The 12,877-nt window shown below is 38.4% G+C and carries 9 protein-coding genes; 4 read left to right on the forward strand and 5 right to left on the reverse strand.

Annotated features, from left to right (window positions below):
• The first annotated feature begins 238 nt into the window (after positions 1–238).
• On the forward strand, positions 239–982 hold the full coding sequence (locus EO131_RS04460) for a tyrosine-protein phosphatase (RefSeq protein WP_127019318.1): 744 nt from the start codon (positions 239–241) through the stop codon (positions 980–982).
• Here EO131_RS04460 and EO131_RS04465 read toward each other — a convergent pair whose 3' ends face one another.
• From EO131_RS04465 to EO131_RS04485, 5 genes are all read right to left on the reverse strand, one after another.
• On the reverse strand, positions 983–3,346 hold the full coding sequence (locus EO131_RS04465) for a GumC family protein (protein ID WP_127019320.1): 2,364 nt from the start codon (positions 3,344–3,346) through the stop codon (positions 983–985).
• 40 nt (positions 3,347–3,386) lie between these two features.
• A complete protein-coding gene (locus tag EO131_RS04470; protein ID WP_127019322.1) occupies positions 3,387–4,157 on the reverse strand; it encodes a polysaccharide biosynthesis/export family protein in 771 nt (256 codons plus the stop codon).
• Positions 4,158–4,171: 14 nt separating this feature from the next.
• Positions 4,172–6,118, reverse strand: a complete 1,947-nt coding sequence (locus EO131_RS04475; RefSeq protein ID WP_127019324.1) for a polysaccharide biosynthesis protein — start codon at positions 6,116–6,118, stop codon at positions 4,172–4,174.
• The gene (locus EO131_RS04480; protein WP_313790023.1) at positions 6,115–7,263 is read right to left on the reverse strand and encodes a DegT/DnrJ/EryC1/StrS family aminotransferase; all 1,149 of its coding nucleotides are present in this window, start codon (positions 7,261–7,263) and stop codon (positions 6,115–6,117) included. The genes EO131_RS04475 and EO131_RS04480 overlap by 4 nt, the downstream gene beginning before the upstream one ends.
• A gap of 137 nt (positions 7,264–7,400) precedes the next feature.
• Entirely contained in the window at positions 7,401–8,933 is a 1,533-nt protein-coding gene (locus EO131_RS04485; protein ID WP_127019326.1) for a hypothetical protein, read from the reverse strand.
• Positions 8,934–9,385: 452 nt separating this feature from the next.
• Here EO131_RS04485 and EO131_RS04490 point away from each other — a divergent pair, with 452 nt between their 5' ends.
• From EO131_RS04490 to EO131_RS04500, 3 genes are all read left to right on the forward strand, one after another.
• A complete protein-coding gene (locus EO131_RS04490) occupies positions 9,386–10,432 on the forward strand; it encodes an NAD-dependent epimerase (protein ID WP_127019328.1) in 1,047 nt (348 codons plus the stop codon).
• Between the two features lie 101 nt (positions 10,433–10,533).
• A complete protein-coding gene (locus EO131_RS04495) occupies positions 10,534–11,538 on the forward strand; it encodes an SDR family oxidoreductase (protein WP_127019330.1) in 1,005 nt (334 codons plus the stop codon).
• A 6-nt stretch (positions 11,539–11,544) separates the two neighbouring features.
• Positions 11,545–12,873 (forward strand): UDP-glucose dehydrogenase family protein, encoded by a 1,329-nt coding sequence (locus EO131_RS04500; protein WP_127019332.1) that lies wholly within the window; start codon positions 11,545–11,547, stop codon positions 12,871–12,873.
• Positions 12,874–12,877 lie beyond the last annotated feature (4 nt).

The raw sequence follows: 12,877 nt of genomic DNA on the forward strand, positions 1-12,877 counted from the left end.
CCTTTTGGTTACCCCTATTAATCTTTCGTTAATCCTTTTGATCTTTTGTTAATCCGTTACCATTGATCTATGCCCTATATTCGTACTTGAGTTTAGTTAAAGAAATAAAGTAGTGAATCCATTGAACCGGTCGAAAAAGACCGGTTCTTTGTTTTAGGGGCACCAACGAATTAATTTGAACTCCTTCGTTTAAAATTAACGATACATATCCTTTATCTTTGCAATCCAAATTTTAGACATGTTCGATTTTTTCCACAGGAAGGTGTATTTGGCCGACTACTTGCATGGATTGGTGGATATTCACAACCACATTCTTCCGGGTATTGACGATGGTGCCAAAACGGTGCAGGAATCCGTGGAACTGTTGCGTGGTTTTTCGGAATTGGGGGTAAAAAAGCTAATCTGTACCCCACACATCATGCACAACCAATATGACAACACTCCGAAAACAATCAAAGCTGCACATGATTTACTAATCCAACATTTGGAGAAAGTTCCCGATTTGAATCCAATTGTGGAGTATGCTGCCGAACACATGATCGACGACAACTTTGAGAATTTATTGGGGCAAGGCCAAGTGGTTCCGATAAACAAAGAGTACATTTTGATTGAAATGTCCTATTTACAGCCCTCCTTTAATTTTGATTTGGCAGTGGAGAAAATAGGACAAAACCAATTATTTCCCATTTTTGCGCATCCTGAGCGATACATGTACCTACACCAGAAGTATGGTAAGTATCCGGCCATGAAGGCCTCAGGAATTCTTTTTCAAATGAACTTGTTATCCCTTAATCCGGACTCCTACGGAGATGCGGCAACCAAAATGGCTTGCAAACTATTGGAAGATCGACAAATCGACTTTGTGGGTTCCGACGTGCACAATATGCGACAGCTTCAATTATTAAAAGAGACCAGAGTCTCGAAAAAACAACTCAAACACTTATTGCCAGTTATTGAAAATACAATCTATTCCTTTTTCTGATTAGGAAAAACTCCACCACTTTTTAACAGACTTGCCGTAGCCATAACCATATTTGCCACCATAGCCTAAATTTGCCTGTTTTACATTGTTCACCACAAACGAAAGTCCTTTGAGTTTACCTTCGCGGATCAACTTTAGTGGGAATTCCAAGGCTTTCTTCTCTGTAACTTCAGCTTTGGTAATGTACAGGATTTGGTCGGCATATTGATTGATCAATAAAGTATCTGTCACAACCATTAAAGGAGCTGTGTCCACAATAACATAATCGTAAACTTCAGATACGCTTTCAAATAGGGTTTTGATCCGATCCGACATCAACAATTCAGAGGGATTTGGAGGTATCTTACCAGAATAAATTACATCAATGGTGTTTGCATTTACAGTGGTTGGCACAAGAATATCCTTCAGGTTAAGATCTGGATTATTGAGATACTCCGTGAGACCTATTTTGGCTTCCCTAACAAGTTTCACATTGCTGGAGCTGTCATCGTTGGAGAAAAATGTATACAGCTTAGGGTTTCTAATATCGGCCCCGATCAACAATACTTTCTTATTGGTATTGGCAAAAATTGTTGCGAGATTGGACGAAACCAAGGTCTTTCCTTCTCCAGGGACACTTGACGTGACAAAAATGATATTGCCCTTTTCGCCAGATTTCCTTGTTCTTAAAACATAATCGATATTGGTACGTAAAATTCGTAATGACTCGGCCAGCACGGAACGATCATCTTTTTGGACCAGTTTGACCTCTTTTCTTCCTATTTTGGGAATTTCTGCCAGAACGGGGACATCACCCACCAGTTTTTCCAAATCCAATTTGTTGTGAACTTTATCATCCAACAAATCTTTAATGTAGATTATTGAAAAAGGAATCAATAACCCGATGATAATCGCCGCTAAATATATAATTCTTGGTTTGGGTGAAACTGGCAAATTTGAACCATAGGCCGAATCCACGATTTTGGACTTTGGTGCTGCAGAAGCGAAGGTGATTTGTGATTCTTCCCTTTTTTGCAATAAATATAAATAAAGGGATTCGGTTGTTTGCTGTTGTCTGGAAATGTCTCTGAGAGCACGTTCATTACTTGGGGCAGCATATATTCTGGAATTAATTTGAGACAATTGTTTGCTCAAGCTATTAACTTGCAAATCTAGGTTGTTGGTAACATTGTTCAAACTGGACTGCATTCCCCTTTTTAAGGTTTCCAATTGCTGGTCCAATTTTACAATTACAGGATTCTTCTCATTGGAACTTTCCAATAATCGATTCCTTTGAGCGACCAAGGTGTTGTATTGTTGTGCGGCATTGGCTATGCCAGGATCGCTTAGACCAACATTGGTGGGAATAATATCATATCCTTCTTGATCACTTATAAGGTCTTTCATGGAATTGGCAATATTCAATTGAATACTGGCATCTTGCAACTGTCTTTCACTCGCCGCACTTTGGGTAAAATTCACATTGGATTGCGATCCCAAATCAGCTATTCCCCTACTCTCTTTGAAGGATTCCGCTGTCTGATCTACCGAGGAAAGATTGCTATAAATTTCGGTAATCCTATCGTTGATGAATTTTGTGGTACGATCCGCAATTGCCTTTTTATCATCAACTGCGTTTTGATTATTTGTTAAAATTAATTCATTAATTACATCAATAGCTCTTTCTTGGATAGGATCTACCAAAGATAGATTTACGATATTGGACATTTTATCAGAAGGAGCCACAAGGGTTTGTTCCCTGTAATAAGCAGCAATCTGTGGAATTGGATTTATATCCACCTTTAGCCTTTTCCCTTTGTACTCACTTAAATATTGATTATTGGGCACCAAAATTAAATCTCCAATCTTGGTTTTTATTTTGGCACCATAATCGTACTTTTTAAATGGAGCATCGATATCCTCTCCATATTGAAAAGAAGTATCTGAATCTAGATCAACATAAAATATATGTCTCGATTTATTTACAACTGAATCCGGGGAAATAAAATTTAACGTAAAAGGAAAATCTTCGCCATATAATTCATCATCTCTTAAATTCCCCAAAACAAAATATCTAACATTGAGTCTCAGTTTTTTGACCACTTGAATGTAGTTGCTTCTAGATTTTAATAATTCTATTTCGTCTTCAATTTTGGTCTTCCCTGCCGAGAAGACATCAAGATCCTGTAAAACACTCAACTCGGAAGATGCCCCATTCTCCTCTAAAATCTGAATCTTCGCAGTAGCACTGTACTTGGGAATAGAGTAGCGCAAAAAAATGAAAGCTAAAAGTGACAAAAAAAGAACACTTAAGACAAACCACTTCCAATACTTGAAATAAGAATTGATTAATTCTTTTAAATTAAATTCAGCTGTTTTATTCATGCTTTGATTGAGAATATGTTCATTTCCTTTTTCGAACCATTTAATTTCTGGTCAGTAAAATAACTGCAGAAGTTATTAAAGTTGATACTATGGAAATTGCTATAGAGGCTCTTTGATCGAGGCTTGATTGGGATTTCCCCGATTTATTGGGCTCAACGTATACCACGTCATTTTGGGTTAAATAGTACACTGGAGATTTGAGTGCTTCCTTTTGATTGAGATTAATTCGGTTATAAACCTTTGTTCCGTCAAAGTCCCGAATCACCATTACATTGTCCTTCCTACCTTTGATATTAATGTCACCTGCATAGCCCAAGGCTTCCATTATTGTAATTTGCTCCCCGTTAATGGGATAGGTTCCCGGCCTGTTAACCGAACCAAGAACAGTTACCGTAAAGTTTCTGATTCTTATGTTGATAATGGGATCCTTTAAATAATCTTTTAATTTTTCGCGGAGCAGAGACCTGGTCTCACTTGGAGAGAGTCCTTCAATCTTTACTTTTCCAATTACCGGAAAATCAATTTCTCCGTTTTTATCAACCAAATAATTCACCTGCTCAGGACGCATTCCCGTGCCTTCCTCGGCACCTCTGTACAAATTGAACGGAGCACTTGCTTCCGGGTCCAATGTAGAAATGTGAATACTGACCAAGTCATCCACTTTGAATTTTGTGGTGAAGGTATTATCATCCACCAAAGTTTCAAATTGGGCAGCATCTTGAAAATAGACCACATCTTTGGAAGGAGAGCACGAGATAGCAAAGCATGCACTAACGACAGCAATTAATGCTGGTTTAAATTTTTGGAACATAGGAAGATTCATTTTTAGTTGTTGAGTTCAGAAAACCGCACTTCAGATTTCTTATTCAAATCCGTTTGTGGTTCCTTTTTGTCGAATTTACAAAAATCGGAATTGTTGGAAATGTATTCCGGTACAATACTTTTCATCAATTGTACCACATTGTCCTTAAAGAATAGATTGGAAATGCACAATTCATCAATCATACTTCTGGTTGCCCCATAATCAATTTCACGGACTTTGCTTATCATAATTTTATCATGGTAAGTTGGTAGCGTATTTTCTCCGTTGGCCAAAAGTTCCTCATACAACTTTTCTCCTGGTCTCAACCCAGTAATTTTGATATCGATATCATCAGGATAATGCAAGCCGGAAAGTCTGATCATGTTTTTGGCCAAATCCATAATTTTCACAGATTCCCCCATGTCAAAAATGAATATTTCTCCACCCTGCCCCATAGCACCTGCTTCCAAAACCAATTGGGATGCTTCTGGAATGGTCATGAAGTATCGAGTGATGTCCTTATGGGTTACCGTTAAGGGACCTCCCTTTTCGATTTGTTTCCTGAACAATGGAATAACAGAACCATTAGAGCCCAACACATTTCCAAATCGGGTGGTTATGAATTTTGTTTTACCTTCTTGTTGACGACAGCTAATGTACATTTCTGCAATGCGTTTGGTCGCCCCCATTACATTGGTAGGATTAACTGCTTTGTCCGTGGAAACGAAAACAAATTTTTCCACATCATATTCAACGGCCAAATCCACAATGGTCTTGGTTCCGGCTACATTAATTTTCACGGCTTCATACGGATTCTGCTCCATAAGTGGGACATGTTTATATGCAGCAGCATGGAAAATTCGGTCCGGCTTATACTCTTCAAACAGTACCCGCATTTTGTTTTTGTCCCTTATGTCTCCGACAATGGGAACAAAATTGAAAAATCCAGCTTGTTTCAACTCCTGCTGAAGATCGTATAATGCAGATTCTGCCTGATCTACAACAACGAGAGTCCTATAATTGTACTTGCATATTTGCCGTACCAACTCACTCCCAATTGATCCGGCTCCGCCAGTAACCATAATAACCTTTTCATCAAAGTCTTTTTCAACCTTGCTATTTCTAATCTCAATAGGTGGGCGATCTAAAAGATCTTCAATTTGTACGCGCTTTATTTGGGAAATTTTAAGCTCACCATTGATCCAATCTTCTACCGGAGGTACTATTTTCACTTTTACTGGAAGATCTACAATCTCGTTGACCAAAGTTCTCAACTGCTTGGGATTAATGGTTTGTATAGAAAAAATGACCTCTGAGATATTGTTGAACTTAACAAATTCCCTGGTCAATACAGACTTGTCGTATACCTTGACTCCGTTAATTTGTTTTCCCACCTTTTGCTGGTTGTTATCAACAAACCCAATAACCCTGGCCCTCATTTTGGAATGGTTGGTCAAGGTATTGTATGTGATGATCCCAGATTCGCCAGCACCATAAATCACCAAGTTTTTTGTTGGGGCCTCATTTCTATTCATGAGTGCCTCATAACTCATCTTAAACACATATCTTGAAGCCGCAAGGGCAATGAAAGTAAGAAGACTGTTAATTATAATAATGGATAACGGAATAGTAAATTCATTATCAAACCCTGAATATCTATTAACCATGACCACAGCAATTGCCCCAATACTGGCCAAACATACTGCATTAAAAATTGCATATACATCCTTTATACCCGTATGCCTCACTACACCTTTATAACTACCCGATATAAAAAAAGCCAATAAAAATAGTGAAACAACTATGGGCAACTGGGTCCATAGCCTTTGAACATCAAAGTTGAAACTCAAATTGAACCTTATGAAGTATGCCAAAATGAACGAGACGGAAACAATCCCTAAATCAATGATCAAAACGGTCCATTTTGAAGCATATCTCCTTCCGCTCCTATAAAAGAATTCCCTGATCATTTTAATCCGTTTTTAATGATTTGACATACTCTTTCCAAATCCTCTATTTCCAAACTGGAGCCACTTGGCAGACATAGTCCTCTTTTAAAGAGATCCTCACTTACCCCATTGGCATAAGAGATTGTTTGTTCAAACACCGGCTGTAAATGCATAGGTTTCCATAAAGGTCTTGATTCGATATTTTCTTTTTCTAGGTTCCTTCTCAAAGCCTCCCTAGTCTCATACGAATCTGTAAGTATGCAAGTAAGCCATCTGTTGGAGAATGCTCCGTTTGGCTCCTCTAAAAATGAGATGCCGTGTACCTCAGAAAGTTGCTTCTTATAAAATTGATAATTATTTCTTCTTGCCGCAACCCTGTCCTCCAAAACTTCCATCTGTCCCCGACCTATACCAGCCAGCACATTACTCATTCTATAATTATAGCCTATTTGAGAGTGTTGGTAATGTGGGGCATTATCCCTTGCTTGAGTAGATAGGAACACTGCTTTGTCCTTGGTGCTTTGGTATTTACAGAGCATGGCACCGCCACCAGAAGTTGTGATGATTTTATTTCCATTGAAAGATAATATTCCGATATCACCAAAGCTGCCACAATTTATACCATTGTAGGAACTTCCAAGTGCCTCAGCACTGTCTTCAACCACCGGAATATCGTATTTCTTGGCAATAGCATGGATTTCCTCTATTTTATAGGGCATTCCATAAAGGTGGACCGCAACAATGGCCTTGGGTTTTTTGCCAAATGCCAATCTATCCTCAATTGCTTTTTCGACGAGCTCAGGAGATAAATTCCAAGTATCCCTCTCACTATCGATAAGGATTGGGAAAGCCCCTAAATAAGTAATGGGATTAACTGAAGCGGCAAATGTAAAACTTTGACAAAGTACCTCATCACCAGGGCCAACACCAAGTAGTTGAAGACCCAAATGGATGGCTGCTGTTCCGGAACTTAAACAAGTGGCATAAGTATTATTTCCGACAAACTCTTCGATTGCAGTTTCAAAACCTTGAACATTGGGGCCTAATGGGGCTATCCAATTGGTATTAAAGGCCTCTTTTACGTAAGCCTGTTCGTTATCACCCATATGGGGAGGTGATAACCAAATTTTTTTAAGCACAGTAGTTTGCATGGTTAGGTCTAACATTTGATGCTAAGTTAATACGAATCCCAAACTCCATCAATCTATCGAATTGACAATTCGTTATATGTTGTAAATTCTCGATTAAAAACAAAAAGCCCACTGAAATCAGTAGGCTTTGGGCAATAAAGTTTGCTTAAATCTTATAGGTCCACCAAATTGATAAACTCTTCAATGTTTGTATAACCATCATTATCCAAATCACCGGAACTATCATCAACGTTAGGGTTTAATCCCATGGCAACTTCCCAAGTGTCGGGCATCCCATCATTATCAGAATCTAGATAATGTTTGGTATTGTTTGGATTGTCATATGATGGCAAAACCCATTCTGAAACACTTCTATAGGCACTGCTTCCACTATTGTTCCAAGCGGCACTGATATATTCAGAATCAAGTTTATCTAAATTTATTCTGTACGAACCATCTTCATTTAAGCTTTTGTTTGCACCTACATCACTCAACACCGAATTATAGGCTTCCGCAGCTGCCAACATTGGCAAAGAGCTACCCAATGGCTGTGGTTCGGTAGACTTTTCCATGGTTCGTGGCACAACACTCTGTCTTGATTTGCCGTCTGTATTCATAAACCAACGCCACATTTCAAAATTATCTGCATTAACATCGTCTATTACCCCTGGCACAATATTTCCTTTAGCGTAAATAGTTGGTTCCGTACCACTATTACCTACCCTGTTAAAAACACCGTATAGATCTCCACCCTCATTTCCGTTTGCATTTCTTAAAGTCCTAGGGCCCATTTTATAATAATTGTTTTGTTGATTTACTTCCGCCCCGTAATACGCTGAAGTCAATCTATAGGCCCAATTGTATACTACATTGTTCTTAATTTCAAATTTACCCGTACCCAATGTGTTTGGAAATCTATGACTTATGTTATAGGCATAGTTCTGATTCCAAGAAAAATCTCCTGAATTGGATTTGTATTCCTCACTTATTGTTCCGTACAGACTTGCAGTGCTATGATCCGGGTCCATTTCTGCCAGAATACTTCTTTGAATTGTAATATTGCCAGTTGTAACCTGTCCTATTATGGTTCTTGAGGAAGTAAAACTCCATATTTCGTCCCTCCCCCAATTGGCCGAACAGTGATCAATTATAATGTTTGTACAATCAATTCCCGTTATGATGTCCGCTTGGTAGGCACCATTTTGGACACCGCGAAATCTAATATAGCGCATGATAACATTATCCACATTGCTCATTTGTAGATAATCACCAGAAATAGTGACACCATCCCCTGGTGCCGTTTGGCCAGCAATGGTAAGGTCGTTGTTAAGAGGTCCTAATTTTAACCTACCTCTTGTTAATTCAAAAACGCCACCCACTTTAAAAACAACAATTCGTGGACCCTGTTGGGAAATGGCCCACCTAAGACTGCCTTCGGCTCCGGTATCCTCGGTAGTGGTTACGTACAATACTTTTCCTCCCCTACCACCAGTGGTATAGGATCCAGCACCGTAAGCTGTTGGAAACGCTTTTAAATCTGTTGAAACTGTAGAATCATTTACTGGATTTACATCAGGCGTATCATTAATAGGATTAGATTGGTCTACAATTTCTTCATCAATGCTATCCTGAACCGCCTCTACAAACAAATCCTCGTCCTTATTACAGGAAGAGAAGATTATGGCAATAAATAAAAATAAAAACATGAAGTATGAGTTGGGGTATTTCATGATAATTAACGTTTTGGGATTTAAAATTAAATATTAGCAAAAAAATAATAGACGAAAAACCCACTTATTCGATGAAATGCACAATACGCGTCAAATCAAGTATATTATGTTCAACCTCTTGTCAGTTTGTTTTTCAAATCTACACAGAACCAATACGTATTATATCGAGGAAATGGACCATTTCATCGAGTTATTTTAACGTTTAAGATGCGTTATATCGACAAACTGCATCTTTTAATAACAAAGCATTAACATATGCCCTTGCATTCTTCAAAAAAGTATGGCATGGGGTCTGTTTTAACATATTTTTATACCCTGTTCCATTTTAACGGGCCATTCAACGAATTATACGGCAATTGAACAAAATACCCCTAGTTATAAATCTACTTTGATTTGATTTTCCAATATTTGCAGGCAATTACTTTACTATGAAAATTTTGGTGACGGGAGCCGCTGGGTTCATAGGCTTCCATGTTTCAAAAAAGCTTTTGGAAAGGGGACATACTGTTTTGGGCCTGGACAATATCAATGACTACTACGACATTAACCTTAAGTTCGATAGACTGAAGGAATTGGGCATAACGCATAGTGATGCAGAGCATTTCAACACCTATTGTTACAGCGACGTTTTTTCGGAAAAATTTCAATTTATTAGAATGGATTTGGAGGATAGAAAGGCCATTGCTGATTTATTCGAAAAAGAAAAGCCAGAAGTGGTCTGTAATTTGGGAGCTCAAGCTGGTGTACGCTATAGTTTGCAAAATCCGCAGGCCTATATAGACAGTAACATTGTGGGATTCCTGAACATTCTAGAAGGTTGTAGAAACAATGGCGTCAAACATCTCGTATATGCGAGTAGTTCCAGTGTTTATGGACTAAACAGCAAAATTCCATTTGAAGTTACAGACAATGTTGATAATCCAATCAGTCTGTACGCAGCATCCAAAAAAAGTAATGAGCTAATGGCACATACCTATAGCCATTTATACAAATTTAAAACTACAGGATTACGATTTTTTACTGTTTATGGCCCCTGGGGAAGACCTGATATGGCGATGTTTTTGTTTACCAAAGCAATTTTAGCTGGTGAGCCCATAAAAGTCTTCAATGAGGGCAAAATGGAGCGTGACTTTACTTTTATAGACGATATCGTAGAAGGTGTTGTGCGCATTATTGAAGATAAGCATACCAGGGATAATAACTCCTCGGAACTTTATAAAGTATACAACATTGGGAATAACAACTCTGTAAAATTATTGGATTTTATCCAAACCATCGAAGAAGAGCTACAACTGAAAGCACAGAAAAAAATGATGGATATGCAACCTGGCGATGTGGAAAAAACATGGGCAAATGTTGATGCTTTGATACAAGATTATGGATATTCGCCCAATACCCCAATAAAAGAAGGGGTCAAAGCGTTCATCAATTGGTACAAAACTTATTACGGACAAACCGGGTCCAAAAATCCGTAAACAACATGGAAATTATTTTTTCCTTAACTATAATTTTATATTTCGGCCCCCGAACTTGATTTTAGTAACTATTCAAGCATGAATGTCCTAAAAAATAAAAAATGAACATCAAACATTTGAAATTAAATTCAGATAAATCTATTCTTGTTACCGGTGGTGCTGGATTCATCGGCTCCAACCTATGCGAATCCATTTTGGAAAACGGCAATAAGGTTAGGTGTCTAGATAACCTCTCAACAGGAAAAAAAACCAATATTGAAAAATTATTAGCGCATCCCAATTTCGAATTTGTTGAAGGTGACATCACAACCCTGGAAACCTGTATGCAAGCCTGCACAGGAATTGATTTTGTTCTCCATCAGGCCGCATTGGGTTCCGTGCCTCGCTCAATCAATAATCCAATGAAAACCAATGAGGTAAATATTTCAGGTTTTTTGAACATGTTATGGGCGGTTAAAGAATCAGGGGTAAAACGAATGGTATACGCAGCAAGTTCTTCAACATATGGTGACTCCAAGAGTCTGCCCAAAGTTGAGGATGTAATAGGAAAACCGTTATCGCCTTATGCGGTCACAAAATATGTCAACGAACTTTATGCTGATGTTTTTGCAAAAACTTTTGGTATTGAAACCATCGGATTACGGTATTTTAATGTGTTTGGAAGAAAACAAGACCCGAACGGCGCCTATGCAGCTGTTATCCCAAAATTTGTCATGACATTGATGAAACATGAATCCCCAACAATAAACGGTGATGGTAACTATTCCAGGGATTTTACATATATCGATAATGTCATTGAAATGAACATCAGATCTATTGTCTCCGAAGATAAAAATGCCGTTAATCAAATTTATAACGTAGCATGTGGGGATAGAACCACGATTCAGGATTTATTTGACCTTCTTGTGGAATACTTAGGGGAATACGACCCTGCCATAAAGAATATAGAACCTAAATATGGTAAGGTTAGGGATGGTGATGTCCCACATTCACTGGCATCAATTGATAAAGCCAAAAGTTTATTGGGCTATGACCCCCAGTTCGATTTTAAAATAGGGCTGAAAGAGGCAGTGGACTGGTATTGGAGCAACCTAAAACAAAACTAAATCACAATGAAATTAACTGTAATAGGCACTGGTTATGTCGGCTTGGTAAGTGGAACTTGTTTTGCTGAAATGGGCAATAAAGTAACCTGTGTTGACATTGATCAAGACAAGATTGAAAAACTAAAAAAGGGAATCATTCCAATCTACGAGCCCGGTTTGGAACCAATGGTTCTGAGAAATATTGAAAACAAAACGCTTTTCTTTGACTCGGAACTAGCAAATCATTTGGATGATTCAGATATGGCCTTCATTGCCGTTGGAACACCCATGGGAGAGGATGGGTCGGCTGACCTAAAATATGTTCTTGCCGTTGCCACCGAAATTGGAAAAACCATAACCAAACCAATCATCGTGGTCGACAAGTCCACGGTACCTGTCGGAACAGCTGATAAGGTAAGGGAAACCATTTCTAAGGAACTCAAAAAACGAAACCTAGAGATAGAATTCAGTGTTGTTTCCAATCCTGAGTTCCTTAAGGAAGGTGATGCCATTTCCGATTTTATGAAACCGGATAGGGTTGTCATAGGATCTGACGATGTCAGTACTACTGAAAAAATGAGAGCCCTATATGCTCCATTTTTCAGGAGTAGCATGGATCGGCTAATCACAATGGATGTTAGATCTGCTGAAATGACCAAATATGTGGCAAATGCAATGCTGGCCACCAAAATTTCCTTCATGAACGAAGTAGCCAATATTTGTGAATTGGTTGGCGCTGATGTAAACAAGGTGAGGATCGGAATTGGATCGGACAGCCGTATTGGATATAGTTTCATCTATCCCGGTAGTGGCTATGGGGGGTCATGTTTTCCCAAAGATGTAAAGGCACTCCAAAGAACGGCCGAAGAAAACGGATACATCCCCAAACTCATTAAGGCCGTTGAGGATGTGAACAATGAACAAAAATTGGTTATTGCCAAAAAAGTAATCGACCGCTTTGGAGAAAATCTATCCAATTTTACATTTTCTGTTTGGGGTTTGGCTTTTAAACCAGAAACCGACGATATGAGAGAAGCACCTGCCATCTACATAATAAAAGAGTTGGCAAAACGTGGAGCCAAAATAAATGCATACGACCCAAAGGCCATGCAAGAGGCTAAAGGGTTTTACCTTAAAAATATTGATGGGGTAAGCTATTTTGATTCAAAATATGAAACGCTAAAAGACTCTGATGCCATGATATTGTTGACAGAATGGAAAGAGTTTCGTTCTCCAGATTTCGATGAAATAAAGAAACTATTGAAAGCACCCATCATTTTTGATGGTAGAAACCAATACAATCATGCCAAACTAATTGAAAGTGGATTTGAATACTTTCAGATAGGAAAAAAATAAGACA

It is taken from the genome of Flagellimonas beolgyonensis (assembly GCF_003992615.1).
Taxonomy (GTDB): domain Bacteria; phylum Bacteroidota; class Bacteroidia; order Flavobacteriales; family Flavobacteriaceae; genus Flagellimonas; species Flagellimonas beolgyonensis.